The sequence below is a fragment of the Streptococcus infantis genome (assembly GCF_015546995.1).
In the GTDB taxonomy this organism is placed as follows: domain Bacteria; phylum Bacillota; class Bacilli; order Lactobacillales; family Streptococcaceae; genus Streptococcus; species Streptococcus infantis_J.
In genome coordinates this window covers 1-25,296 of sequence record NZ_JADMUH010000022.1, presented here as the reverse complement: position 1 = coordinate 25,296, position 25,296 = coordinate 1, and the positions used below count along the sequence as shown (strand labels likewise).

Sequence of the window (25,296 nt, the reverse complement as noted above, 5' to 3'; positions counted from 1 at the left end):
TATCCGGAAATAAAAATAATAAAAAAACAAAACTCCAAAGATCCAGATCTTTTATAAAGTCAAAGGAAACGATCATTTTAAATCTTAGCAAAAACATTAGAAAAGTTGCTAAAAAAACATTTCCAATCAACAGGAATGCTATCAAACACTTCGTTTGATTTTTTGCTTTTATTACATAAGTTATACCTACAATAAGATTGGCTAGAAAGCTAAAAGCATAGCCAAAAATAGTTGGAATAAGGCCAACTACACCAAAAAACAAGCCATATCTGGAACTTTCGTTAGAAACTGTTGAGCCTTCTAAGTTCAAAAAGCCGTATAAGAAATTGAGTAAAAAAACAACTAATGGTAAATAGGCAATATAGACATCTGTAAATTTTAGAGTTCTTTTTATAGTCAAGGTCATTACCCCTTCAAGGCATCAAACTTAGCCTTCATTGTTGGATTTTTACGGGTCAATTTTTTGACTGATACATCATCCAACTTATTATTAGCTAGGCGGAGTTGATTTTCGGATGTGGTTAGGAATTTCTTGACTTCTTCCATGCGTTTGATGGCCTTGTCAATTTCATCAATGGCTTTACCGAAGTTAACAGAAGCTGAATTGTAGTTTTTGGCAAAGGCTACCTTGAAAGCTTCCAAATCTTCCTCAAAATGAGTGATATCAATGTTTTGCTCACGTATAAGCGCCAACTCCTGCTTATATTTTAGAGAGTTAAGAGCCGCATTACGCAAGAGCCCAATCAGTTGGATAAAGAACTGAGGACGCACTACATACATCTTCTCATACTCATGACTAACATCCACAATTCCAGTATTGAAGTAGTCATTATCAGCCTCAAGCATACTTACCAAAACTGCATACTCACAGTTCTTCTCACGACGATCCTTATCCAACTCTTTGTAGAAATCAGCATTCTTATGCTTTTTCTCAGTACCATCAGCTTCATTTTTCATCTCAAACATGATGGAAATGAATTCTAGCCCATTTTCATCAAAATCACGGAAGATAAAGTCCCCTTTAGAACCACGAGCTGAGACTTTATTGTCCTTTTCAAAGTAAGCATTTGGGAAGGCAAAACTACGAACCTTGTTGAACTCACTTTCTGCATAGTGTTCCAAACTTTCACCGATAGCTTTTGTAGATTGTTGTGCCTTGAAATTCTTGTAAAACTCAACTTGCTCATTAGCTGCCTTCAGTTGGGCTTCATAGTTTTGTCTAACTGAAGTCAGAGAAAGCTCGTTTTCTTTTTCTTGTAAAAGGAGCTGATTTTTGACCTGATCGCGTTCTTTTTCAAGATCAGAAAGAGTTTTTTGTAGTTGATTTTCATGCTCTAAGCGTAAGGTAGCTAATTGATTCTCAAGAGCTTGGACCTCTTTTTCTTTTTCTAACAGACTTTGGCTAGCACTTTGCTCTACTTCCTTCTTAGCCAATTCTTTTTCAGTTTCGAAATTTTGGATTTGGCTTTGTAGCTGGGCAATTTCTTGATCCTTTTGAGCGAGTTTTGTCTGTTGTTCATTCAAGGCCTTTTGCTCAGCCAAGGCCAGCTCTTGCTTCATACGTTCATGCAATTCCTTATCAAACTCTACAGTTCGAACTTGAGAAATCAGCTCTGCATATTGGCTTTCATTAACTGTAAAAACTTCCCCACAATTTGGACATTTAATTTCGTTCATGATTTTCCTCTGTATTTAACATTACTACATTCATTATAGCATGGAAAAACAAAAAGAAAAAGTTGGAATCAATCCAACTTTTAATCTACGTATGTATCTTCGTTCTTGTTTAAGAAGGCATAAGGCAATCCCATCAGTAGACCACCGCCGATAAAGTTACCAATAAAGGTTACCCCCCAGTGACGAAGAATATTTCCAATACCAAAGTTCGCGATTGAATCAGCAGCAACACTGAACTTCACAATCGCAAATGAAGCAAAGTTTGCGGCGATGTGCTCATTTGTTAAGAATACAAACATGTAAATGGCTGATAGAACCAACCAAAGTTTTGCTCCACCATCCTTAACTAAAACAAATGAAAGAATGGCGATGTTTACAAAGATATTTGCTAGAATACCTTCAAGTAAAACTAGTTCATTAGAGCGTCCCAACTTCATTTCTACAACTCCAGAAATAAAGCTATCATGTGTTAGATTAGCGTAAGCTGCTGAATGAGCAAATCCCCAACCAGCGATAAGCGCTCCAATTAAGTTAAAGAAAGTACAATATAGAAGAATTTCAGCTGTTTTTCTCCAGCTAATTTTTTTCAAAAAACTACCCGCTGTTAAGAACATCATGTTTGAAGTTACCAACTCAGCATTTAAGAAGACAATATAAGCTAGTCCCCAAGCAAAAACAAACGGGAAAAGGAAGCGTCCACTACCTGGTGCAATCTTATTGATCAAATCAGCACCTACAGCTCCTGCTGCTGTACTGAAGGTAAGGAAAGCACCTGCAAACATTGAACGAATTGCATATTTGAATTTACTTTGACTGTAAAGACTTTCCTTTTTCTTACATGCAAATTCGATTTTTGAAATAAATTCTGATGAGACCATATAAACTCCTAAAACTTTTATTTGTGAATATTATAACATAAAATCGATATAATGGGAAGGCTTTCCTAAATCAATCACTAATAATTTTTAAAAATATCGGAATCGTTTACACTCTTTTAGTTTTAAGGTTTTACACTTCAAATATCTCTGAAAACAATTCCTGAACTTCTAGAGCTATTTATTATAATTAATATAATTTTTACTAAAATAAAAAGAGAGAAACCTAGCATTTCTCCCCACTTCAATTGATAATTTTTAGTCTACATAAGTCTCTTCATTTTTATTTAAAAAGGCATATGGTAATCCAATCAAGAAACCACCACCTATTAAGTTAGCAACAAAAGTGACACCCCAATGACGGAGAATATTTGCGATTTCGAAATGCTGAACTTCATTAGCAACAATGCTAAATTTAACAATACTAAATGATGCAAAATTTGCAGCAATATGCTCGTTTGATAAAAATACAAACATAGAAATTGCTGACAATATAATCCAAAGTTTTGCAGACGCATCCTTGACTAAGATTGAAGACAAAATAGCGATATTAACAAACACATTGGCAAGAATACCTTCAAGTAAAACCAATTCGCTTGGACGAGCCAACTTCTTAGCTACAAGTTTTGGTAAAAAACTATCATGGGTCAGATGTGAAAATGCTGAAGAATTCGCAAAGAACCATCCAGAAATCAAAGCTCCAATAAGATTAAATAGCGTACAGTAAAGCAGAATCAGCATCGTTTTTTTCCAGGAAATTTTCTTTAAAAAACTTCCGGCAGTTAAATACATCATATTAGATGTTACTAATTCGGCATTCAAAAAAACGATATAGACAAGACCCCAGGCAAATACGAATGGAAATAGAAAATATCCTGAAGTTGGTACAATGGTGTTCATTAAATCTGCACCAATCGCACCTGCAGCGGTGCTAAAGGTTAAAAAGGCACCTGCAAACATTGAACGTATAGCATATTTAAACTTACTCTGATCAAAAAGACTTTCTTTCTTATGACAATAATAATCTATCTTCGAAATAAACTCTGAAGAACTCATAAAAACTCCTTAAAATATCTCTGTTAACATTATAACATAAAATACTTTAAGTGGAATAAATTCTTGTTCTTTACATTTGAATGTTAGCAAAAGCTTCAATTTCTTCTGCAGTCAATCCTACCAGCTCTGAAAGCCACAAGCCGATAATATCTGATAAAACAGAATCGCAGATATATTCATTCTCACCATGACCATATTTACAAGTGAATAGAGGGGTTCTTATCGCTGAATGATAAAAATTGAACGCTAACTCTTGCAGTTTCTCTGGCTGAAATTCGAGTCCCAACTCTTGTGCAAGTCCAGCTCTCACTTTATCCCACTCTTCGCCTTTGGACTGGTAGTTTTCTCGTGCTTTATTGAGAAATCCTTGACAGAATTTCACCAACAAATCCTTGTTTTGATAGAGTAAACGACAAGAAAAATCAGTGATAGAACCAGCATGGAGTAAGAAGGTAAGCAAGTCATCAAGGCTTTCTGCTACTCGACCAACTTGGCCTTCACTCCCTATAAACCCGATACTCTCATCCTCAAGAATTACATATTCTCCCCCACTACCATCTTTAGCAAAGGCTATGGGCGATAGAGAATAAACTTCATTGTTCTGAGAAAATTCAACCTCTTTCAACTGGTCATAAAAGAGAATATCGCATTCTTTCATCAATAAGTTTCTCAGTTGATTATCTTCACTTATTACTTGTAGTTGATTCATATTAGCTACTCTCCCAGCTTTGACAACTGTCACAAGTGACAACAATCCAATTTTAGCAATCGACTCTTAATAATAATAATAGATTTTAATATGGCACTTCTTGGCCACATTGGCAAGATTTTTCAATAACTCCTCGTTTCTTTTGCTTTTTCCAAAATGAAAAGTAAAAGATTTTCCATCTTTCCTTGTAAAGTACAGATGATACCTGTCCCCATTCATTCTTCTCCCTCGAACGTAATCAATATCAATCTGTTTAATTTCAGCTAGAGGAACAATCCTTTTTCTAAAAAGAATAATCGTGTGAATGTATAATCTTCCCTTTGCAATATGAAAAGGATCCAACATACTCCCACGACTTTTTAAAGATGTCTTAACTCTTTGGAAAAAAAGATAGAAATAAAATAGTGCTAAAAAAATTAACAAAAATCTAATGACTTGATTTTTCCAAAGGACTTCAAAAACTGAAATACGATAACTATACATATTAAAATAATCCCTTTTTTCTTTATTATATCACTTTTATTGAACTACTAGTTTTATGGACAAAGAAAAAGACTGAACAAAGTTCAGCCCTTTTTATGAATGGTTGATGTGATATCTTTATCTAGTCAAATCAATACGTTGACCAATTTTACCAATGATAATTGCTCCGACAATTAGTGAAGCGAACTCTCCGATACCAGTCGTGAACCAAGTAAAGAAGAAAGGTGCTTCTGCTACGATGTTTAATTCAGCAGCAATGGTAATCATTGAAATTGAAAATAGAATTGAAAAGAAGAAATGATCTTTACGAATCAATCCATTAAAAAGATAGTCTTTACTATATTTACTGAACAACCAAACTCCTAAGCTAAGGAAGACAAGAGTTGAGCCTCCACCTACAGCGACATCAATGAGTCCGAAACTGAAGAAGTTGGCAATCATACATCCAAGAGTAACACCGATAATGTACTTAGGATTGTAAAAAGCTAGGAAGTTCATCATTTCAGAAATGCGGAACTGATAGGCGCCATAACTGATGGCATTGAGTGGTGGTGTGATTGTCAACACCACATAAATAGCTGCGACAATGGCAATATCTGCCAAATCACGGACAGTAAGTTTTTTCATATTTTCTCCTTTAGCGGCTATCCCGCGTCTAATATGCTTGGTGAAAGAAGCTAAGCACCAAGGGTTGAACAAGTCAACTTTATTAGTATAGCACATTTAAAGGCTTTATGCTATACTAATCTTATGAAAAGATACATTAAAAAATTCTTCGATAATGAAATTTTGTCTTATTTATTTTTCGGCGTTGCTACTACAATTGTTTCTGTAGGGACTCGCATGATTATTTTTTACTTGACACAGCAAGAATTAACAGCTACTGCTCTAGGTAATATAACAGGTATTCTATTCGCTTTCTTCACGAATGACACTATTGTTTTTAAACAAAAACGAGCAAATTGGTTTAGACGTCTTATCAAATTCTCAGGAGCTAGACTTTTTACCTTCTTACTTGATATGGTATTAACCTTTATCTTTGTTACTGAATTTCCTCATATTATTGGTCAATTTGTAGGTGATGATATTAATATAATCAACACAATTGAAATAGGGTTTGCTCAAGTTACAATTGTTGTTTTAAATTACCTATTTAGCAAGCTTTTTGTTTTTAAAAATAAATGAGCGCTTTTCTTGCATTCAACATAGATTTACGATATAATTTAGACTGAAAAATTTCGAAAGGAAAAAGATTATGTTAAAGGATCTTAAAGAATTTTTGCTCCGCGGTAACGTCGTAGACCTTGCTGTCGGTGTGATCATTGCTACTGCTTTTGGTGCTATCGTAACTTCATTCGTTAACGATATCATCACTCCACTACTATTGAACCCAGCTTTGAAAGCTGCGAAAGTTGACCGCATTGCTGAACTTTCATGGAACGGTGTTGCTTACGGTAACTTCTTGAGCGCTATCATCAACTTCATAGTAGTTGGTACTGTTCTTTTCTTTGTAGTTAAAGGAATTGAGAAAGCTCAAAACCTTCGTAAGAAAGAAGAAGTTGAAGCAGCTCCAGCTGGTCCAACTGAATTGGAAGTTCTTCAAGAAATCAAAGCACTTCTTGAAAAAAACTAAAAACGTAAAAGGATTTAGATATTGTCTAAATCTTTTTTTTCTTCCTCTTTTTACATTGGTTTTAGTCTTGAGTAAAACTCCTATTTTTGATATAATGATGAGAGTTTCCACCCTTAGTGTAATGGATATCACGTAAGATTCCGGTTCTTGAGATGGGGGTTCGATTCCCTCAGGGTGGATAGATTTAAACGAAAAAGCAACAAACCTGTTGCTTTTTATTTTTAAATTTTTTCTGACAATTCTTCCCACTCTAGCATAGCTTCTTCCTGGCGCTGACTAATCTTATCTAGTTCTGCTTGCAATTGCATGAGTTCATCCGCATCATTGGTAGTATGCATTTGTTCAGAAATGACTTGGGACTGAGTTTCCAGTTCTTCGATTTCTGCCTCAAGACTTTCAATTTGTCTCATCAACTTACGAAGTTCTTTTTGATTTTCCTTTTGAGCTTGGTAGTCATTAACTGGAGAAATCTCTTTTTCTTGGCTATAAGCTGCCGCTTTTTCCTCTTGACTAGCTGCCAGCTCTGTTTTTTTCTCAACGTAATAGTCATAATCACCCAAATAGAGGGTAGAACCATTTTCAGACAATTCTAAAATATGAGTAGCCACACGGTTAATAAAATAACGGTCGTGGCTGACAAAGAGCAAAGTTCCATCAAAGTCAATCAGGGCATTTTCTAAAACTTCCTTGCTATCGATATCTAAGTGATTGGTAGGCTCATCGAGAATCAAGAAGTTGTTGTTTTCCATGGAAAGTTTAGCCAGTAGTAAGCGAGCTTTCTCTCCTCCTGACAGCATCCCAACCGATTTCTTAACATCGTCCCCTGAGAATAGGAAGGCACCTAGACGATTACGTATTTCAAGTTCAGGGGTTAATTTGAAATCATTCCAAAGCTCATCTAGCACTGTATTGATGGGCGTTAGCTTACTTTGAGTCTGGTCATAATAACCAACTTCGACATTGGCACCAAAACGCTTCTCACCCTTGATAAAAGGAATCTGATCAACAATAGACTTGATAAACGTTGTCTTTCCAATCCCATTCGGACCTACAACTGCTACGGCATTCATCTTACGAAGATCAAGGTTGATGGGTTCTGATAATATTTCTCCATCATATCCAATGGCAGCATTCTCAACTGTCAGCACAATATTACCAGAAGTTTTATCAGAGTGAAAGGTCATATTGGCTGATTTACTTCTTGCTTCAGGCTTATCCAAACGCTCCATCTTTTCCAGTTGTTTACGACGAGATTGAGCACGTTTGGTTGTCGATGCTCGAACGAGATTTCGGTTAACAAAGTCTTCTAAAGCAGCAATTTCCTTCTGTTGCTTTTCGTAGTTCTTAGCTTCAGTCAGTAATTTCTGCTCTTTCTGCTCCACAAAGCTTGAGTAGTTTCCTACGTATCTATCTAAAGAATGTTTGGTTAAGTCGAGCGTTATGGTTGCTACCTTATCGAGGAAATAACGGTCGTGACTAACAATTATCAAGGCACCACTGTAATTAACCAGATAGTTTTCTAACCAGGCAATGGTTTCAATATCCAGGTGGTTGGTCGGCTCATCCAAAACCAAGAGATTTGGCTTTTCAAGAAGCATTTTTGCCAGTGCTAATCTAGTATTTTGACCACCAGAAAGCTCAGCAATTTTCATCTGCCACATAGACTCGTCAAACTTGAAACCATTTAAGATAGAGCGAATATCAGCTTCATAGGTAAATCCTCCAGCCTGACGGAATTCTTCAGATAGACGATCGTAGTCTGACATGAGCTTATCGAGATCTGCGCCTGTCTTTTCACCCATCTCCAGTTCCATTTGGCGAAGTTGTCTTTCAGTAGTACGTAAGTCGTCAAAGACGTGAAGCATCTCGTCATAGATAGTATTTTCGGATTCAAATCGACTATCCTGTGCTAAGTAAGAAAGGGAAATATCTTTTTTCTTGTTAATTTCACCAGAAGTTGGCTCTTCTTCCCCGACTAATATCTTTAATAGCGTCGACTTACCTGCTCCATTTTTCCCAACGAGAGCAATACGATCTCTTTCATCTACTTGTAGATTTATATTTTCAAATAGAACATCGCCTGCAAAAGAACGTTCGATTTTATTAGCTTGTAAAATAATCATACAGTTAGTATAGCATGTTTCGGTAAGCCGTTCAAGACTTGTGGTTTGGGTATATTTCATAACTTTTTCAGAAACTTATGCTAACGTTTTACTAAAACTTTAAATCGTGGTATAATGAAGGCGATTAGATTATATATTAAAGGAGATATCTTATGACTTACCAAGAAAACTACCAAAAATGGGTTGATTTCGCAGATCTTCCAGACTATCTTCGCCAAGATTTGGAAAGCATGGATGAAAAAACAAAGGAAGATGCCTTTTACACAAATCTTGAATTCGGTACTGCTGGTATGCGTGGTTTGATTGGTGCTGGTACAAACCGCATTAATATCTACGTTGTTCGTCAAGCAACTGAAGGTTTGGCTCGATTGATTGAATCAAAAGGTGGAAATGAAAAAGCACGTGGTGTTGCCATCGCTTATGATAGTCGTCACTTCTCTCCAGAATTTGCCTTTGAGTCTGCAGCAGTTCTTGCTAAACACGGGATTAAATCATATGTTTTTGAAAGTCTCCGTCCAACTCCAGAACTTTCATTTGCCGTTCGTCACCTCAACTGCTTTGCAGGTATCATGATTACTGCTAGCCACAACCCAGCTCCATTTAACGGATACAAAGTTTATGGTGAAGATGGTGGTCAAATGCCTCCACACGATGCAGACGCTTTGACAACTTATATTCGTGCTATTGAAAATCCATTTGCAGTTGAAGTTGCTGATGTGGAAGCTGAAAAAGCTTCAGGTTTAATCGAAGTTATTGGTGAAGCAGTCGATGCAGAATACCTCAAAGAAGTTAAAGATGTAAACATCAACCCAGCCTTGATTGAAGAATTCGGTAAAGACATGAAGATTGTCTATACTCCACTTCATGGTACTGGTGAAATGTTGGCTCGCCGTGCTCTTGCGCAAGCAGGATTTGATTCAGTTCAAGTCGTTGAAGCTCAAGCAACACCAGATCCAGACTTCTCTACTGTGAAATCTCCAAACCCAGAAAATCAAGCAGCCTTTGCTCTTGCTGAAGAACTTGGACGCCAAGTTGGGGCAGATGTTCTTGTTGCGACTGACCCTGATGCTGACCGTGTTGGTGTTGAAGTTCTTCAAAAAGATGGTAGCTACCTCAACCTTTCAGGTAACCAAATCGGTGCTATCATGGCTAAGTACATCTTGGAAGCCCACAAGAATGCTGGAACTCTTCCAGAAAACGCAGCTCTCTGCAAGTCTATTGTTTCAACTGACTTGGTTACTAAGATTACTGAAAGCTACGGCGCAACCATGTTTAATGTTTTAACTGGTTTCAAATTTATCGCTGAAAAAATCCAAGAATTCGAAGAAAAACACAATCACACTTACATGATGGGATTTGAAGAAAGCTTCGGTTACTTGATTAAACCATTTGTGCGTGATAAAGATGCTATCCAAGCCGTTCTTGTCGTTGCTGAGCTTGCTGCCTACTACCGTTCTCGTGGTTTGACTCTTGCAGATGGTATTGAAGAAATCTATAAAGAATACGGCTACTATGCTGAAAAGACTATTTCTGTAACTCTTTCAGGTGTTGACGGAGCTGAACAAATTAAAGCTATTATGGCTAAATTCCGCAACAACGCACCAAAAGAGTGGAACGGAACAGCTATCTCAGTTATTGAAGATTTCAAAGCACAAACATCTACTGCTACAGATGGCACTGTTACTGCTTTGACTACTCCTCCAAGTGATGTATTGAAATACACACTTGCAGATGGTTCATGGATTGCAGTTCGTCCTTCTGGTACAGAACCAAAAATCAAGTTCTACATTGCAGTTGTAAGTGAAACTAACGAAGAATCACAAGCTAAGATTACTAACATCGAAGCAGAAATCAATGCCTTTGTAAAATAAAGCCCTATAAAAGATGAGACAAATCAATCTCATCTTTTTTTCGTATCAAATCTAAGCATTTTTGGAAACTTTATGGCATACTAGACTTATCAAAAAAAGCGAGGTAATCTCATGGAACAATTTTTAGAAAACATTAAAGATCTTGAAGTTACAACTGTTGCGCGTGCCCAAGAAGCTCTTGATAAAAAAGAAACTGCTACATTCTTTATCGGCCGCAAAACTTGTCCTTACTGCCGTAAATTTGCTGGCACATTGGCTGGTGTGGTAGCTGAAACCAAAGCACACATCTATTTCATCAATAGTGAAGAACCAAGTCAACTTGAAGCTTTACAAGATTTCCGTTCACGCTATGAAATCCCAACTGTACCAGGTTTTGTTCATGTTGAAAATGGAGAGATTAAAGTCCGTTGTGATTCTTCTATGTCAGCTCAAGAAATCAAAGATTTCGCTGGATTGTAAAAACCATAAAAAAAGAAGGCGAGGCCTTCTTTTTTTATATATCAGTTAGTGGAGTTGCAGTGTCTGGAGACGTATCGTAAACTTGAAAATCAACTCCCACTCCCAAGTCTGCTTGGGCAAGCTGATTAACCATAGTCATATGAGCCAACTCTTTGATATTATTCTCCTTAGATAAATGTCCTAAGTAAATCTTTTTGGTTCGGTTTCCAAGTGTTCGGATCATAGCATCTGCTCCATCCTCGTTTGAGAGGTGACCAAGATCGGATAGAATCCGTTGTTTGAGTCGCCAAGCATAGGAACCAGCTCGCAAAATTTCCACATCATGATTAGACTCAATCAGATAGCCATCTGCATTTTCAACGATACCAACCATACGATCACTGACATAACCTGTATCAGTCAGCATGACGAAACTCTTATCGTCCTTCATAAAACGATAAAACTGGGGAGCTGCAGCATCATGACTAACTCCAAAACTCTCAATGTCGATATCTCCAAATGTTTTAGTTTTCCCCATTTCAAAGATATGCTTTTGTGAAGAATCAACTTTACCTAGATACTTACTATTTTCCATAGCTTGCCAGGTTTTATCATTGGCGTAAAGATCCATGCCGTATTTACGCGCTAATACTCCAACACCATGTATATGGTCAGCATGCTCATGCGTAATCAAAATAGCATCCAAATCTTCTGGCTTACGGTTAATTTCCCCCAATAAGCTTGTAATTTTTTTGCCAGATAATCCTGCGTCTACTAAAATCTTTTTCTTAGGGGTTTCTAGATAAAAGGAATTCCCACTAGAACCCGATGCTAAAATACTATATTTAAAGCCTGTTTCACTCATTCTAGTCTTCTACTTCATCCTCCCATACTTCTTCTTTTACAGCATCATTATCATAAGGAAGAACAATGGTAAAGGTAGAACCCTTGCCATATTCACTCTTGGCCCAGATAAATCCATTGTGTTGCTTGATGATTTCTTTTGCTATCGCAAGACCTAAACCAGTCCCACCTTGGGCACGACTTCTAGCCTTATCAACCCTGTAGAAACGGTCAAAAATCTTCGGTAAATCTTCTTTAGGAATTCCAAGTCCTTGATCCGAAATAGATAAAATCATCTGATCATCAGTGGTTTTCATGCTAACCGTAATTTTCCCACCATCAGGCGAATACTTGATGGCATTGTTAAGAATATTATCGATTACCTGAGTCATCTTGTCTGTATCAATTTCAATCCAGACCGATGTAATCGGATAATCTCGAACCAACTCATATTTCTTTTCTTGATCCTGGGATCGCATCTTATCGAAACGGTTTAGGATAAACGTAATGAAAGCTGTAAAGTTAATCAATTCAACATCTAAATGGCCACTTGCATTATCAATACGCGAAAGATGCAAGAGGTCCGTTACCATTCGCATCATACGGTTGGTCTCATTTAGAGATACTTTGATAAAATCAGGAGCAACAGGTTCATATAATGCACCCTCATCCAAGGCCTCTAGGTAAGATTTGACACTGGTCAATGGAGTTCGCAATTCATGACTAACGTTTGAAACGAATAGTCTTCTCTCGCGTTCTTCCTTCTCTTGTTCAGTCGTATCATGTAGAACTGCTACCAAACCAGAGATAAAGCCGGATTCTCTACGAATCAAGGCAAAACGCACACGCAAACTAATATACTCCCCATTTACATTTTGGGAATAAATCATCATTTCAGGACTTTGCGTAATTAAGTCTCTAAGCTCGTACTCATCTTCAATCTTGAGCAACTCTAAAATGTTTTGATTGAGCGCGTCATCACTTTCAACTCCAAGTTGTCTTTTAGCCATATCGTTAATCATAGTGATTTGACCACGACGATTGGTTGCAAGAACCCCATCAGTCATGTATGATAGGATACTATGCAATCTTTTACTTTCCTGCTCAAGGTTTTCTTGAGTTAGACGAATAACTTCAGACAAATCATTTAAGTTATTCGTAATGTTAGTGATTTCAGTATTCCCCTGCATATCTAATACCTGAGAATAATCACCAGCAATTAAATCTTTAATCTTTTGATTTAACTGTTTGAGTCGAATATTATCTCTACGGCCTTCAAGCAAGAGAAAGCTCACAAGCATGATAAAACCAAGTAATATGAGTACAAAGACGAAATCTCTGGTTAAAATTGTTTGTCTAATTACTTCAATCATTATTTCTCATGTAATATCCAACACCACGACGAGTTAAGATATATTCAGGTCTACTTGGTGTGTCTTCAATCTTCTCACGTAGACGTCTAATGGTAACATCGACAGTACGAACATCACCAAAATAATCATAACCCCAAACAGTCTCAAGGAGATGTTCACGGGTAATAACTTGACCAAGATGAGAAGCTAAGTGATGCAACAACTCAAACTCTCTGTGAGTTAAGTCCAATTCTTCTCCATATTTTTTGGCTACATATGCATCTGGAAGAATCTCTAAATCCCCAATTTGAAGACTTTGTAACTTTGTATCTTCTTCTTGGTTATCCACTGCTATTAAATCAGTACGACGAAGAAGAGCCTTCACACGCGCTTGTAGTTCACGGTTTGAAAATGGCTTGGTAACATAATCATCCGCCCCAAGCTCAAGACCAATAACCTTATCAAACTCACTATCTTTTGCTGAAAGCATGATAATTGGAACACTACTTGTCTTGCGAATTGTTTTAGCCACTTCAAGACCATCAATTTCTGGAAGCATCAAGTCCAAAATAATAATATCTGGTTTCTCAGCTTCAAACAATTCGATGGCTTCGCGTCCATTAAAGGCTGTAACAACCTCATAACCTTCCTTGGTCATATTAAACTTAATAATATCTGAGATTGGTTTTTCATCATCTACAATCAATATTTTTTTCATATAGTCACCTTTTTCCTTGTATCAATTATACCAAAAAAATGCAAAGAAGACACGAAAGACTAGTGTTGTCAGCATCTTTTTGAATACTCTTGCCAAATTTTTTGCTGAGGTTTTGCTAGTGGATAGAGGTCAAACTCTTCAGGAGTTAACCAAACAACTTCTTTGTCGCTATACTCTTTACTATCAACTACCTGCCCCGATAGAATTCGTACATGCCACTTTCGATGGCTAAAGACATGTTTCACTTCTTCAAAATGAGTATCCTGCCACTCAACTTCTAAATCATAATCCTGCTCAAAACTGTCTTGCGGTGATGGCCCAAGTTGAACAGATGGTTCAGCTACCTGATTAAAGAGATTTAGTTCTTCATTCTTAGAAAATTCATCTACCTCAATCAAGGGAAAATGCCAAAATCCAGCAAGTAACTTTTCACTTTCATTCTTTTCTAGTAAAAACTGTCCTTTAGCATTTTGAACAACTAAAGCATTAAGATAGACGGGAACCGGCTTTTTCTTTGGCGCTTTAATGGGATAGCGATCCATTGTTCCATTTTGATAGGCAGCACTAAAATCTTTAACTGGACTATCTTCTGGCCTCGGATTAACGGGTGCCTCAATATCTGAACCCAAATCCATCAAGGCTTGATTGAAATCACCTGGACGTTCTGGATCAATCAAAATTTCCATCATAGCTTGAAATATCTTGCGATTACTTGGATTACCAATGTCGTGATTGACTTCAAATAAACGAGCCAAAACACGCATGACATTCCCATCAACTGCTGGTTGTGGTAGATTAAAGGCAATACTTGAAATAGCTCCAGCAGTATAGGGACCTATCCCTTTCAAGCTTGAAATACCTTCGTAAGTTGAAGGAAATTCTCCATTAAATTCATTCATAATCTGTTGAGCGGCTGCTTGCATATTGCGAACACGCGAATAATATCCAAGACCTTCCCATGCCTTTAATAAGCGTTCTTCAGGTGCATTTGCCAAACTTTCTACAGTTGGAAAGCTTTCTAAAAAACGTTCATAATAGGGAATAACTGTATCAACTCTGGTTTGCTGTAACATGATTTCAGATACCCAGATATGGTATGGATTTTTACTTCTTCTCCAAGGTAAGTCCCGCTTATTTTCATCATACCAGGCTAAAAGTTTTTGACGGAAAGAGAGAATTTTCTCCTCTTCCCACATAGATACGCCATATTTCTCCAAATCTAACATATATCTAGTATAGCATATCCTTATACGATACTCAAAAAATGAAAATTGTCCTTATTTTGTTATCTACTCTCTTATCATACCTGACTATAAGTCATATCTCTACTCTTTCTGTTATTTTCTATGATTTTTTGATATAATGACTTTTGAATGAATCTTTAAAGGAGATATCCATGCGTTTTAATCAATTTAGTTATTATCCCGTTACACCCCAACAAGCTTTACAGGAATTATCTGAGCTTGGATTCAAGCTTGATCTTTCAGTTTCACATAAAGAACAGTTTGAAGCTTTTGTTAGGACTTGTTTTTTTAATTACACAAATACGGATTATCCCCTCACTACTTTAGCAGTTGATAAAGAAACTGATTTGCTTACTTTCTTTAATTCAGATCGTGAATTGACAGCAGAAATTTTCTACACTGTTGCCTTTCAATTGCTTGGATTCAGTTACTTAGTAGACTTTGAAGATGCTCTTGCTTTTCACAAAGAAACAGCGTTTCCGATCGTTTACGGAGATTTAATCGACAATTTCTACCAGCTTTTAAATACACGCACTAAAAAAGGGAACACCCTTATCGATCAGTTAGTTAGTGATGGTCTTATTCCTGAGGACAATAACTATCACTACTTCAATGGCAAGAGTTTGGCAACCTTCAATACTAACAATGTCATTCGTGAAGTAGTGTATGTAGAGACTCGTGTTGATTCTGATAAAGATGGTCTACCTGACCTCATCAAGGTAAATATCATTCGTCCAACATACAATGGAAAGATTCCAGCAGTCATAACAGCAAGTCCATACCATCAAGGAACCAATGACAAAGCAAGCGATAAGGCTCTCTATAAGATGGAAGCCGAACTAGAAGTCAAGGAACCACATGAAATTACGTTAGAAAATCCAACCCTGAACTTGGTTGAACCTGTTGGGGATGCTGAACTTGTTTCTGAAGCTGAAGAAAAACTCACTCATATCAATAGCAGTTACACACTTAACGACTACTTCCTTCCAAGAGGATTTGCCAATATCTATGTATCCGGTCTTGGTACCAAGGATTCTCAAGGTCAGATGACCAACGGAGATTACCGTCAAGTTGAAGCTTATAAGAATGTTATCGATTGGCTAAATGGTCGTTGTCGTGCCTTTACGGATCATAGTCGTAAACGTCAAGTAAAAGCTAATTGGTCAAATGGTAAAGTGGCAACTACTGGTCTTTCTTACCTAGGAACAATGTCTAATGGTCTTGCTACTACAGGAGTTGATGGTTTAGAAGTCATTATTGCTGAAGCAGGTATCTCATCATGGTACAACTATTACCGTGAAAATGGTCTTGTGACAAGCCCAGGCGGCTATCCTGGAGAGGACTTCGATTCATTAGATGAATTAACTTATTCTCGTAATCTCTTAGCTGGTGACTTTATTCGCGGAAACAAGGCTCATAAAGCTTCCATAGAAGAACTCAAGAAAAATCTAGACCGTAAAACTGGAGATTATAACCAATTTTGGCATGACAGAAACTACCTTCTTAATGCTAAAAAGGTTAAGGCTGAAGTTGTCTTTACCCACGGTTCGCAAGACTGGAATGTAAAACCACTTCACGTCTATCAAATGTTCAATGCTCTTCCAAGTCATATTAATAAACACCTCTTTTACCATAACGGCGCCCATGTTTATATGAACAACTGGCAGTCTATTGATTTCCGTGAATCTATGAATGCCCTTTTGACACAGAAATTATTGGGTCAAAACACTGACTACCAACTTCCAAGAGTCGTTTGGCAAGACAATACTGCTCCTCAAACCTGGATGTCACTTGAAGATTTTGGAAATCAAACTGAACATAAAACTTTCTCTTTAGGTACTGAAGAAGCTGCCATTCAAAATCACTACCAAGATTCTGACTTCGAACGATTTGGAAAGACTTACCAAACCTTTAATAATGAATTGTATCAAGGTAAGGTGAATCAGATTACCATTGATTTTCCAGTGACTGAAGATCTTCATATCAATGGTCGTGTTAAACTAAACCTTCGTCTCAAGTCAAGTACCAATAAAGGTCTTCTCTCTGCTCAACTTCTCGAACTTGGTCAAAAGAAATACCTTCAACCTTATCCTGGAGTCTTGGCTGCTCGTACTATTGATAATGGTCGTTACCATATGCTGGAAAACCTTTGCGAGCTACCATTTAGCCCAAATGCCCAACGTGTTATCACCAAAGGCTATCTCAATCTTCAAAATCGTCATGATTTATTGAAAATTGAAGAAGTTAAACCAGATGAATGGATGAAATTCCAATTTGAATTACAGCCAACTATTTATAAACTAAGAAAAGACGATACAATCCGTCTCGTTCTTTATACTACTGACTTTGAGATTACTATACGTGACAATACTGACTATCGATTAACTGTAGACCTTGCGCAATCTAGTCTGGAAATCCCAGATCAAAAATAGTTAGGAAACCAGAAAACCCGTGATAAAAATATCACGGGTTCTTTTATTCTTATTTTTTTTCTTCGGCTTGTTTTTTAGTTCTAGCCAGTCTCAAAGCTCTATTTGGATTGAGGCGATTAAAAAGTTCTTCTAATTTCTTTTCATTCCAGACGTCTGCAGCAGAAACAAAATTTCCATCAGCATCTCGGAAAGATATTGGTTTATCACCCATAGCTATCTCCTAGTCTACAAACTCAAACTCAAATTTTCCAATACGGACAAGGTCGCCGTCCTTAGCTCCACGAGCACGAAGAGCTTCATCAACTCCCATACCACGCAACTGACGCGCAAATTTCATAACAGACTCATCACGGTCAAAGTTAGTCATATTAAAGAGTTTCATGAGTTTTTCACCTGAAAGAACCCAAGTTGCATCATCGTCACGACCAATCTCAAATGGTTTTTCTTCCTCATCGAAGCCATAGTAAGCCTCTTCTTCCATCTCTGACTCATCATATAGAAGGAATTCTGGTGTTTTATCAAGAAGCTCAGCCGTTGCATCTAATAAAGGTGCAAGACCTTGCTTAGTCAAACCTGAAATTGGGAAGATTGGTGGTAATTCTTCAAATTCATCATAATTAGCAGCCAATTTTTTCTTGAACTCTTCAAGGTTTTCTTGACTCTCAGGCATATCCATTTTATTGGCAACAATAATCTGTGGACGCTCCATAAGACGAAGATTATAAGATTCAAGTTCCTTATTGATTGCTAGATAGTCCTCGTAAGGATTACGTCCTTCACTAGCTGACATGTCAATGATATGAAGAATAACGCGAGTACGCTCGATATGACGCAAGAACTGAGTACCTAGACCAACACCTTGACTAGCACCTTCAATCAATCCAGGAAGGTCTGCTACTGCAAAGGACTCACCTGATTGAGTACGTACCATACCAAGATTAGGAACGATTGTTGTAAAGTGGTAGGCACCAATTTTTGGCTTAGCAGAGGTAATCACGCTAAGGAGTGTTGATTTACCTACAGATGGGAATCCAACCAAACCAACATCCGCAAGGATTTTAAGTTCTAACTGTAATTCACGTTCTTGACCAGGTTCTCCATTTTCTGAGATTTCTGGCGCGGGATTTTTAGGTGTTGCAAAACGGATATTTCCTCGACCACCACGACCACCGTGAGCCACGATGAACTCTTGTCCGTTCTCTATCAAATCAGTGAGAACTTTCCCAGTCTCCGCATCACGTACGGTTGTCCCTTGAGGTACACGAACAATCAAGTCTTCTGCCCCTCGGCCATGCATTCCTTTTGTCATCCCTTTTTCACCTGATTGGGCCTTGAAATGACGATTGTAACGGAAGTCCATAAGGGTACGTAAACCTTCGTCTACAACGAAAACAACGTTACCTCCACGTCCTCCATCACCGCCCCAAGGTCCTCCGTTAGGGACATATTTTTCACGACGAAAGGCAACCATGCCATCGCCACCATTACCAGCCTTTACTTTAATCTTGGCTGTATCTAAAAACATACTCATATTCTTTTCTCACTTTAAAAAGGGATGGGAAATCCCAGTCACCAACTATTTGAAATAAATCCTACAACTAGCAATTTAGAATCTACTAAATACACCAATTGCAGTCGCAAAAATACCGGCTAAAGTAACAAACAACATGATTAATACGACAAACATTGTAAGTTTTTCAAAGAATGTTTTTTTACGTTTACCATTATCACCGAATGCCATGTTTTCTCCTTTACTCTAATACTCTAATATTAATACTCATCAGATACAGGAGCGATTGCCCACAAGATCAAGTAAGCAATAAGTCCTGCCCCATAACAGAAAGCTAAAACTCCCCAAATAACACGAACAATTGTAGGGTCAATATCAAAATAATGTGCTACTCCTGCGCAGACTCCACCAAGTTTTTGATCTCTACCACTTCTCATCAATTTCTTTTTCATCGTTTTTTTCCTTTCATCGAAAGAATTTAATCATTCAAGTATTTTCTTAAATTTCTTAATTGTTTTCTAGATGCCTTAAGCATTCGCTTCGAACCTTTAACTGGCATAGTAACAGCCTGTTGCGGAATATAGAAGACTGTCTTTAAAATACGTTTTGTAACAGGTTCGTCAGCCTCTGTTTCTTTGGCAAAATTATTTGAAATAATGACGTCTAGATAAAATTCATGGACTCTTCTACCAAAGTTTTCCGCTGAAATTTCATATAATTTTTCAGCCAAGTGTTTTTCATCCATTGACGGTGTAGCGAGTAAAGCCTCGAGAATCGCTCCTGCCAAGTCCCTTTCCTCATAATAAAGGGTTCCGAACATTTTATCATTGATGAGATTATCCAAATAAGGATTACCATGGGCAATAACAGGTGTCTCACTAGCTAAACTCTCCAGATAAGTCAATCCCTGAGTCTCACTTGTAGAAGCCGATATGAAGAAATCAGCTGCCTTATAATAGAGTGCCGTCTCATTTGGCGGAATCATACCTGTAAAGATAACAGAATCTTGAATTTTTAAATCTTCTGCTTGCTCCTTAAGGTTGTCTAAATAAGGTCCATCTCCAGCTACAACAAGTTTAACATTTGGTTCTTCTTTTAGGACATCTGGTAAAGCTGTAAGAACTGCTTGAATATTCTTCTCGTAAGAAACTCGAGAAAGACTTAGAAGCATCTTTTCATCTTGTTGGATCCCTAGTTTATCCCGTAAGTCACTAATGTGTTCAGGACCAATCTCAGGGCGTTCAAATTTGGCAAGTTCAATTCCAGTAGGAATGACACGCTTTTCAACTTTTACCTTATAGTCAGATAAAAGGTCGCGCACAATTTCACTCGGGCAAATAACCCCATCAACATCATGCAAAAAACCTCGAACAAGATATTTGACCATACTTGGACGAATCAACATCCCCTTAGCAATATAGTGAACATAATCCTCGTACTGGGTATGATATGTATGAATGACTGGAATTTTCAGTTCTCGAGCAATCCAAATTCCCAATAAACCAAGAGAAAACTCAGTCTGGGTATGAATAATATCGAGTTTGTATTGTTTAGCAATCTCAAGAGCTTTCGTAAATCCACGGTAAGCGAAACGTCGGTCTTTAAAGGCAAAAAAAGGAACACTAGGAATACGAATAATTTGCCAGTCTTCATAACGATTGACATCCTTATCGGTTGTCGTGAAGATAAAGACTGCATGCCCTTGCTTTTCAAGCTCTGTTTTTAAGGTCCGAATACTGGTTGCAACACCCGAAACCTGTGGGAAATAAGTATCTGTAAATAATCCAATTCGCATATACTACCTCATTTTTTTCCTAAAGCCGCTTGCTCCCGATAGAATTTTAGCCATATTTCAAGGAGATGCTCCTCTGAGTATTTTCTTGAAATAGCCTTGGCCTTTTCTTTTAACTCTTTCAAAGCTTCTGGATGCTCTCTATATTCCATAATAGCTTGTTTCATCTCTTCCACATCGGTGGTTGGTCTGTAATTGCCTTCTAGAATCACCTTATAAAGATCTAAGTCCCGAAGCATAATGGGAGCTTCACAACTCGCAGCTTCTAGAATAGTCATCGGAAAGAGCTCATTATAGCTAGGAAGTAAGAACAAATCTGCCAAAGCATACAGTTCTTTCATCCGTTCTGGCTCAACAATTCCAGGGAAAATCAGATTTTCTGGAGGATTATCCATGATTTTTTTATAGCGTTCATAACCATCTGTAATCCCACCAAATGAGAAGCCTCCCGCCCAAATAAAGGTGATGTCCGGTAGCCCCTCAGCAAGAGTAATGAAATCATCGATTCCCTTACGCTTCTGAACCTGCCCAGCTCCTACTACTACAAATTGATTTTCACTCAACCCCATATCTTGTCGAAGTTGACTTACCTTTTCTGCAGAAAGTGGGTGCCATTTTTCTTTGTTAACAAAGTTAGGGATATAGGTCACCTTTTCACGAGGAATACCAGCTGCAACCAAATCTTCAATAAAAGTAGGATTAACCACAACCAAGTGTTCCATACGGTCATAAAAAGAAAACACATAGCGCTTAACAATCCCTTTTAAGAAGAACGGAATTTTCAAACTGCCCTCTAGGGTGTCAGGCAAGAAGTGGACATAACCAATCCTACGACCCGAACGCTTCATTTGAAAAGTTGACAGATAATAAGGAAGGTCGATTGTATGAAAATGAGTAACATCAGCTTCTACAGGAAGATTTTCCGTTACAATTAGTTGGTCTTTCGCATCACGTTTCAAAAGTTGCACAAGTTCACGGTAAGCTCCAGAAACTCCTTGTCCTGCCACCTTTTCACTCGAACTTAGCATGTTGATGCGTAATTTCTCTTTTTCCATACTATCCATTATATCATTTTATTGAAAGAAAATCAGCAAATTAAAAAAGAGATGGCATAAAAGCTAGGGAATTTCCTAACACTTATACTATTTCTTTTTTTATGTCATTCTATTTAATACCTAAAGCGATACGTGCATAGCGACTCATTTTTTCAACCGTCCAAGCTGGATACCAAACTAATTTCACTTCAACGTTAGTAACCTCTGGTACATCTGTCATAGCATCATAAATTTGATCGGTCAAGAGATCTGCTAATGGACAACCCATAGTCGTTAAGGTCATATCAATCTCAGTATCACCGGTATCACCATCAAATCGAATCTCATAAATCAGACCTAGGTTGACGATATCGATTCCTAACTCTGGGTCGATAACTTCTTCTAATGCAGATAAGATTTTCGTTTTGATAGTTTCAATTTGCTCTTCTGTATAAGCCATGTGTAATCCTCCAATTTTAATCTTCGATAAAGTCACGAAGTGGTTTACTACGACTAGGCTGGCGAAGTTTTCTCAATGCTTTTGCCTCAATCTGACGAATACGCTCACGAGTAACGTTGAAGACTTTACCAACATCTTCTAGAGTACGCATTTTACCATCATCAAGACCGAAACGTAGACGAAGAACATTTTCTTCACGGTCAGTCAAGGTGTCTAGCACTTCATCTAACTGCTCACGCAAGACGATACGAGTGGTGTAGTCTACTGGATTTTCAATCACTTCATCTTCGATAAAGTCACCAAGATGACTATCGTCCTCTTCACCAATAGGTGTTTCAAGAGAAACTGGCTCTTGAGCAATTTTCAAGATTTCACGAACCTTGTCAGGTGTCATATCCATACGTTCAGCAATTTGCTCAGGAGTAGGATCTTGTCCCAACTCTTGAAGAAGGTTACGTTGCTCACGAACAAGTTTGTTGATTGTTTCAACCATGTGAACTGGAATACGAATGGTACGAGCTTGGTCAGCAATGGCACGCGTAATGGCCTGACGAATCCACCAAGTTGCATAAGTTGAGAATTTGAATCCTTTAGAGTAGTCAAACTTATCAACTGCCTTCATCAATCCCATATTTCCTTCTTGGATCAAATCTAGGAATTGCATACCGCGTCCAACATAGCGTTTCGCGATAGAAACTACCAAACGAAGGTTAGCCTCTGCTAGACGTTGTTTCGCTTCAACATCTCCTGCTTCAACGGCAAGAGCTAATTCTTTTTCTTCTTCGTTAGTAAGAAGAGGTACGACACCGATTTCCTTCAAGTACATACGAACTGGGTCATTGACTTTGGCAGATGTTGAACCAATTAAATCTTCATCACTAAGTTCTGGTTCTTCCTCTGTACTTAAGACACGTTCACTCGGATTTCCTTCGTTATCAGTGATTGCAATACCTGCATCTTGAATCCGTTGCAAAAGGTTCTCAATACCTTCTACATCAAGAGCAAAAGGAATTACAAGGACATTGTTAATTTCATCATCTGTCGCAGTACCAGTTTTCTTATGGTTACGAATAAATTCTGCAACTTGGACATCAAAAGTTGTTACTTCTTTTTGTTTTTTTGCCATTCTTACTCCATTCTTCTTTTTTGGGCAATTAAGCGTTCAAGCTCTTCTAAAGCAGCATCTGTGTCGCCTACATGACTAGCTTCCTGAACTTTCTTTTTAATTTGCAAGTTTTGTTGATTCAAAAGAGCACGATTACGAGACTCCTCTACTTCCTTTAGTTCTTCTGGAGACATCTCAGAAGGTAGATCCAAAGCTAACACCTGGTACCAAGCATTTTCCACTTCTCTAGTCTGATTTGCCAAGTCTTCGGAAGAAATCGAACCATTATCAATCAAGAGTACATACAAGGTCTGAAACTCTGGAGTTTCAAATACAAAATCATCTCTCAAACGATAATCATTCAACACAAGGGGGTGCTCCATCATACGATAAAGAATATGTGCTTCAGCTCTCATGACTGCCGTCAATTGTTTAGAAACCGACATAGTAATTGGTGTCGGATTAACAACCTGCTGCACTTTTTCTTGTCTTTGTCTGACACGACTTTCGTTGATGATGTGCTCAACTTGTTGATAATCAAAAGATGGTAAATGATCCGTCAACAAATGAATATAGGTGTTCTGGGCTGTGATAGAAGGTTCTTTGACGATAAGAGGTGCAATTTTCTCAATGAACTCAATCTGTGCTTGGAGATTTTCACTATTACTAGGTTTGTAATGATGGATATAAAACTCAATCGGACTGATTCGAGTATTGGATAAAAGATAAGCCAAATCCTCTGGAGAATTCTTTTGTAAATACTCGTCAGGATCCATTGCATCAGGAATCTGGACAACTTGTACAGGTAGATCTTTAAGCTCGTCCAAAGCTTTAGCAGTTGCAGCTTGTCCTGCCTTATCACCGTCATAAGTGATAATCACTTTTTTTGTAAAGCGTTTGAGATGTTCGACGTGCTCAGCTGTCAAGGCCGTTCCCATGGAAGCTACTGCATTTTCAATACCAGCACGGTAGGCTGCAATAACATCCATAAAGCCTTCCATCAGATAAATTTCAGGAGCTTTACCTGAGCCTTTTTTTACTCTATCCAAATGATATAATTCGTAACTCTTGTTAAAAATCGCCGTTGCTCGACTATTTTTATACTTGGCAGTTTGAGAATCTGTCTCTTGCCAAATCCGTCCAGAGAAAGCAATTACCTTTCCTTGGTCGTTTGAGAGTGGAAATATAATCCGGTTATGGAAAGTATCAAAAAATTGGTTACTCTCAGATAGATAAAATAGACCTGAATCCAGCAAGTCCTTCTCACTATAATCGTCTGCTAAACGCTGATAAAGATAAGAGCGTTCTGCTGGAGCTAGACCAATCATAAAGTGTTTAATGACATCATCAGTCAAGCCACGTTTATAGAGATAGTTTCTCGCCTCCTCACCCATTTTAGTCGTCATGAGGATTGCATGATAAAAGCGTGCAGCCTTGTCATGCATATCGTAGAGATTTTGATAGGGTGACGTGTGTGGGACAGGGTTATGTACAGGAGCTTCAAGGTGCATTCCGAGACGTTCGCCCAACATCCTTACCGCATCCGCAAAAGTTACTTGTTGATACTCTTCTATAAACTTAAAGACGTCTCCAGAACGACCACAACCAAAACAGTGGTAAAATTGCTTATCTTCGACCACGTTAAAGGAAGGGGTCTTTTCACCATGAAAAGGACAGAGCCCCAAAAAGTTCCGTCCAGATTTTTGTAAAGAAATCACTTCTCCTATGATTTCGACAATATTGGTATTGTTTTTGATTTCTTCGATGACTCTCTTGTCAACCATAGACAATACCTCCATTTTATCACAGTTTACTTTATATAGTATACTTTATTTCTGAAAAAAAGTAAACCATTTCATACCTTTTACATGCTTCTATTTCATAGAAAATAGGCATTTTCGAAAGTAAAATTTTAGGAAATTACACATTTACTTAAAATTG

The 25,296-nt window shown here is 37.7% G+C and carries 24 protein-coding genes, 1 tRNA gene, 1 pseudogene and 1 riboswitch; of the genes and pseudogenes, 6 read left to right on the top strand and 20 right to left on the bottom strand.

The genetic code is table 11. The features are described 5' to 3' along the window. The 6 genes and pseudogenes from I1J71_RS07475 to I1J71_RS07445 form a co-directional block, all read right to left on the bottom strand. Positions 1–406, bottom strand: a pseudogene (locus tag I1J71_RS07475) (glutamyl-tRNA amidotransferase); the annotation flags it as partial. Further along, entirely contained in the window at positions 406–1,677 is a 1,272-nt protein-coding gene (locus tag I1J71_RS07470; protein ID WP_195184298.1) for a DUF2130 domain-containing protein, read from the bottom strand. The gene I1J71_RS07470 and the pseudogene I1J71_RS07475, both read right to left, overlap by 1 nt. An 80-nt stretch (positions 1,678–1,757) precedes the next feature. Beyond that, positions 1,758–2,555: a formate/nitrite transporter family protein gene (locus I1J71_RS07465; protein WP_195184297.1), complete on the bottom strand. Its 798-nt coding sequence runs from the start codon at positions 2,553–2,555 to the stop codon at positions 1,758–1,760. Positions 2,556–2,810: 255 nt separating this feature from the next. Beyond that, entirely contained in the window at positions 2,811–3,608 is a 798-nt protein-coding gene (locus I1J71_RS07460) for a formate/nitrite transporter family protein (RefSeq protein ID WP_195184296.1), read from the bottom strand. Between the two features lie 70 nt (positions 3,609–3,678). Beyond that, positions 3,679–4,317: a hypothetical protein gene (locus I1J71_RS07455; protein ID WP_195184295.1), complete on the bottom strand. Its 639-nt coding sequence runs from the start codon at positions 4,315–4,317 to the stop codon at positions 3,679–3,681. Between the two features lie 600 nt (positions 4,318–4,917). Then, positions 4,918–5,427, bottom strand: coding sequence for a QueT transporter family protein (locus I1J71_RS07445; RefSeq protein ID WP_004252705.1), 510 nt, complete (start codon positions 5,425–5,427; stop codon positions 4,918–4,920). Then, positions 5,425–5,522, bottom strand: a riboswitch (PreQ1 riboswitch). (Overlaps the previous gene by 3 nt.) Positions 5,523–5,550: 28 nt before the next feature. On the opposite strand from I1J71_RS07445, the gene I1J71_RS07440 reads away from it, so the two are divergent. The 3 genes from I1J71_RS07440 (at position 5,551) to I1J71_RS07430 (ending at position 6,612) form a co-directional block, all read left to right on the top strand. Then, a complete protein-coding gene (locus tag I1J71_RS07440; protein WP_049495169.1) occupies positions 5,551–5,985 on the top strand; it encodes a GtrA family protein in 435 nt (144 codons plus the stop codon). A 70-nt stretch (positions 5,986–6,055) separates the two neighbouring features. Next, entirely contained in the window at positions 6,056–6,433 is a 378-nt protein-coding gene (mscL, locus tag I1J71_RS07435; protein WP_195184293.1) for a large conductance mechanosensitive channel protein MscL, read from the top strand. Between the two features lie 107 nt (positions 6,434–6,540). Further along, positions 6,541–6,612, top strand: a tRNA-Arg gene (locus tag I1J71_RS07430). Positions 6,613–6,654: 42 nt separating this feature from the next. On the opposite strand, the gene I1J71_RS07425 is transcribed toward I1J71_RS07430, so the two are convergent. Further along, positions 6,655–8,556, bottom strand: a complete 1,902-nt coding sequence (locus tag I1J71_RS07425; RefSeq protein WP_195184292.1) for an ABC-F family ATP-binding cassette domain-containing protein — start codon at positions 8,554–8,556, stop codon at positions 6,655–6,657. Positions 8,557–8,708: 152 nt separating this feature from the next. Here I1J71_RS07425 and I1J71_RS07420 point away from each other — a divergent pair, with 152 nt between their 5' ends. Together I1J71_RS07420 and I1J71_RS07415 are read left to right on the top strand one after the other, a co-directional pair. Next, positions 8,709–10,427, top strand: coding sequence for a phospho-sugar mutase (locus I1J71_RS07420; protein ID WP_195184291.1), 1,719 nt, complete (start codon positions 8,709–8,711; stop codon positions 10,425–10,427). Positions 10,428–10,538: 111 nt separating this feature from the next. After that, positions 10,539–10,886 carry a thioredoxin gene (locus tag I1J71_RS07415; RefSeq protein ID WP_195184290.1) on the top strand — a complete coding sequence of 116 codons (348 nt, stop codon included), beginning with the start codon at positions 10,539–10,541 and terminating at the stop codon, positions 10,884–10,886. 34 nt (positions 10,887–10,920) lie between these two features. On the opposite strand, the gene I1J71_RS07410 is transcribed toward I1J71_RS07415, so the two are convergent. The 4 genes from I1J71_RS07410 to mutY all read right to left on the bottom strand — a co-directional run bounded on the left by I1J71_RS07410 (position 10,921) and on the right by mutY (position 15,004). Next, positions 10,921–11,730 carry an MBL fold metallo-hydrolase gene (locus I1J71_RS07410; protein ID WP_195184289.1) on the bottom strand — a complete coding sequence of 270 codons (810 nt, stop codon included), beginning with the start codon at positions 11,728–11,730 and terminating at the stop codon, positions 10,921–10,923. Position 11,731: 1 nt separating this feature from the next. After that, positions 11,732–13,081 (bottom strand): cell wall metabolism sensor histidine kinase VicK, encoded by a 1,350-nt coding sequence (gene vicK / locus I1J71_RS07405; RefSeq protein ID WP_195184288.1) that lies wholly within the window; start codon positions 13,079–13,081, stop codon positions 11,732–11,734. Beyond that, positions 13,074–13,778, bottom strand: a complete 705-nt coding sequence (yycF, locus tag I1J71_RS07400; protein ID WP_195184287.1) for a response regulator YycF — start codon at positions 13,776–13,778, stop codon at positions 13,074–13,076. The genes vicK and yycF overlap by 8 nt, the downstream gene beginning before the upstream one ends. Before the next feature lie 68 nt (positions 13,779–13,846). Further along, the gene (gene mutY, locus I1J71_RS07395) at positions 13,847–15,004 is read right to left on the bottom strand and encodes an A/G-specific adenine glycosylase (RefSeq protein ID WP_195184286.1); all 1,158 of its coding nucleotides are present in this window, start codon (positions 15,002–15,004) and stop codon (positions 13,847–13,849) included. Between the two features lie 170 nt (positions 15,005–15,174). Between mutY and I1J71_RS07390 the strand changes: the two genes are divergently transcribed. Beyond that, the gene (locus tag I1J71_RS07390) at positions 15,175–17,454 is read left to right on the top strand and encodes a Xaa-Pro dipeptidyl-peptidase (RefSeq protein WP_195184285.1); all 2,280 of its coding nucleotides are present in this window, start codon (positions 15,175–15,177) and stop codon (positions 17,452–17,454) included. A gap of 49 nt (positions 17,455–17,503) precedes the next feature. Here the strand turns inward: I1J71_RS07390 and I1J71_RS07385 are convergent, their stop codons facing one another. The 9 genes from I1J71_RS07385 to dnaG all read right to left on the bottom strand — a co-directional run bounded on the left by I1J71_RS07385 (position 17,504) and on the right by dnaG (position 25,139). Next, positions 17,504–17,665 (bottom strand): hypothetical protein, encoded by a 162-nt coding sequence (locus tag I1J71_RS07385; RefSeq protein WP_195184284.1) that lies wholly within the window; start codon positions 17,663–17,665, stop codon positions 17,504–17,506. 9 nt (positions 17,666–17,674) lie between these two features. After that, positions 17,675–18,985: a GTPase ObgE gene (gene obgE / locus I1J71_RS07380; protein WP_195184283.1), complete on the bottom strand. Its 1,311-nt coding sequence runs from the start codon at positions 18,983–18,985 to the stop codon at positions 17,675–17,677. Between the two features lie 75 nt (positions 18,986–19,060). Next, complete coding sequence (locus tag I1J71_RS07375) at positions 19,061–19,195, bottom strand: DUF4044 domain-containing protein (protein WP_000863850.1); 135 nt, start codon at positions 19,193–19,195, stop codon at positions 19,061–19,063. A 29-nt stretch (positions 19,196–19,224) separates the two neighbouring features. Then, on the bottom strand, positions 19,225–19,416 hold the full coding sequence (locus I1J71_RS07370; protein ID WP_195184282.1) for a PspC domain-containing protein: 192 nt from the start codon (positions 19,414–19,416) through the stop codon (positions 19,225–19,227). 26 nt (positions 19,417–19,442) lie between these two features. Further along, positions 19,443–20,759 (bottom strand): glycosyltransferase family 4 protein, encoded by a 1,317-nt coding sequence (locus tag I1J71_RS07365; protein ID WP_074324713.1) that lies wholly within the window; start codon positions 20,757–20,759, stop codon positions 19,443–19,445. A gap of 8 nt (positions 20,760–20,767) precedes the next feature. Next, the gene (locus tag I1J71_RS07360; RefSeq protein WP_195184281.1) at positions 20,768–21,811 is read right to left on the bottom strand and encodes a glycosyltransferase family 4 protein; all 1,044 of its coding nucleotides are present in this window, start codon (positions 21,809–21,811) and stop codon (positions 20,768–20,770) included. A 109-nt stretch (positions 21,812–21,920) separates the two neighbouring features. After that, positions 21,921–22,250, bottom strand: coding sequence for a metal-sulfur cluster assembly factor (locus I1J71_RS07355; protein ID WP_004252676.1), 330 nt, complete (start codon positions 22,248–22,250; stop codon positions 21,921–21,923). Between the two features lie 16 nt (positions 22,251–22,266). Continuing rightward, complete coding sequence (rpoD, locus tag I1J71_RS07350; protein WP_004252673.1) at positions 22,267–23,376, bottom strand: RNA polymerase sigma factor RpoD; 1,110 nt, start codon at positions 23,374–23,376, stop codon at positions 22,267–22,269. A gap of 2 nt (positions 23,377–23,378) precedes the next feature. Beyond that, positions 23,379–25,139, bottom strand: coding sequence for a DNA primase (gene dnaG, locus I1J71_RS07345; protein WP_229026684.1), 1,761 nt, complete (start codon positions 25,137–25,139; stop codon positions 23,379–23,381). Positions 25,140–25,296: the final 157 nt, after the last annotated feature.

Excerpts from the sequence above, each read along its gene's own strand:
- I1J71_RS07470 (WP_195184298.1), bottom strand. The coding sequence starts at position 1,677 with ATGAACGAAATTAAATGTCCAAATTGTGGGGAAGTTTTTACAGTTAAT.
- I1J71_RS07465 (WP_195184297.1), bottom strand. The coding sequence starts at position 2,555 with ATGGTCTCATCAGAATTTATTTCAAAAATCGAATTTGCATGTAAGAAA.
- I1J71_RS07460 (WP_195184296.1), bottom strand. The coding sequence starts at position 3,608 with ATGAGTTCTTCAGAGTTTATTTCGAAGATAGATTATTATTGTCATAAG.
- I1J71_RS07455 (WP_195184295.1), bottom strand. The coding sequence starts at position 4,317 with ATGAATCAACTACAAGTAATAAGTGAAGATAATCAACTGAGAAACTTA.
- I1J71_RS07445 (WP_004252705.1), bottom strand. The coding sequence starts at position 5,427 with ATGAAAAAACTTACTGTCCGTGATTTGGCAGATATTGCCATTGTCGCA.
- I1J71_RS07440 (WP_049495169.1), top strand. The coding sequence starts at position 5,551 with ATGAAAAGATACATTAAAAAATTCTTCGATAATGAAATTTTGTCTTAT.
- mscL (WP_195184293.1), top strand. The coding sequence starts at position 6,056 with ATGTTAAAGGATCTTAAAGAATTTTTGCTCCGCGGTAACGTCGTAGAC.
- I1J71_RS07425 (WP_195184292.1), bottom strand. The coding sequence starts at position 8,556 with ATGATTATTTTACAAGCTAATAAAATCGAACGTTCTTTTGCAGGCGAT.
- I1J71_RS07420 (WP_195184291.1), top strand. The coding sequence starts at position 8,709 with ATGACTTACCAAGAAAACTACCAAAAATGGGTTGATTTCGCAGATCTT.
- I1J71_RS07415 (WP_195184290.1), top strand. The coding sequence starts at position 10,539 with ATGGAACAATTTTTAGAAAACATTAAAGATCTTGAAGTTACAACTGTT.
- I1J71_RS07410 (WP_195184289.1), bottom strand. The coding sequence starts at position 11,730 with ATGAGTGAAACAGGCTTTAAATATAGTATTTTAGCATCGGGTTCTAGT.
- vicK (WP_195184288.1), bottom strand. The coding sequence starts at position 13,081 with ATGATTGAAGTAATTAGACAAACAATTTTAACCAGAGATTTCGTCTTT.
- yycF (WP_195184287.1), bottom strand. The coding sequence starts at position 13,778 with ATGAAAAAAATATTGATTGTAGATGATGAAAAACCAATCTCAGATATT.
- mutY (WP_195184286.1), bottom strand. The coding sequence starts at position 15,004 with ATGTTAGATTTGGAGAAATATGGCGTATCTATGTGGGAAGAGGAGAAA.
- I1J71_RS07390 (WP_195184285.1), top strand. The coding sequence starts at position 15,175 with ATGCGTTTTAATCAATTTAGTTATTATCCCGTTACACCCCAACAAGCT.
- I1J71_RS07385 (WP_195184284.1), bottom strand. The coding sequence starts at position 17,665 with ATGGGTGATAAACCAATATCTTTCCGAGATGCTGATGGAAATTTTGTT.
- obgE (WP_195184283.1), bottom strand. The coding sequence starts at position 18,985 with ATGAGTATGTTTTTAGATACAGCCAAGATTAAAGTAAAGGCTGGTAAT.
- I1J71_RS07375 (WP_000863850.1), bottom strand. The coding sequence starts at position 19,195 with ATGGCATTCGGTGATAATGGTAAACGTAAAAAAACATTCTTTGAAAAA.
- I1J71_RS07370 (WP_195184282.1), bottom strand. The coding sequence starts at position 19,416 with ATGAAAAAGAAATTGATGAGAAGTGGTAGAGATCAAAAACTTGGTGGA.
- I1J71_RS07365 (WP_074324713.1), bottom strand. The coding sequence starts at position 20,759 with ATGCGAATTGGATTATTTACAGATACTTATTTCCCACAGGTTTCGGGT.
- I1J71_RS07360 (WP_195184281.1), bottom strand. The coding sequence starts at position 21,811 with ATGGAAAAAGAGAAATTACGCATCAACATGCTAAGTTCGAGTGAAAAG.
- I1J71_RS07355 (WP_004252676.1), bottom strand. The coding sequence starts at position 22,250 with ATGGCTTATACAGAAGAGCAAATTGAAACTATCAAAACGAAAATCTTA.
- rpoD (WP_004252673.1), bottom strand. The coding sequence starts at position 23,376 with ATGGCAAAAAAACAAAAAGAAGTAACAACTTTTGATGTCCAAGTTGCA.
- dnaG (WP_229026684.1), bottom strand. The coding sequence starts at position 25,139 with ATGGTTGACAAGAGAGTCATCGAAGAAATCAAAAACAATACCAATATT.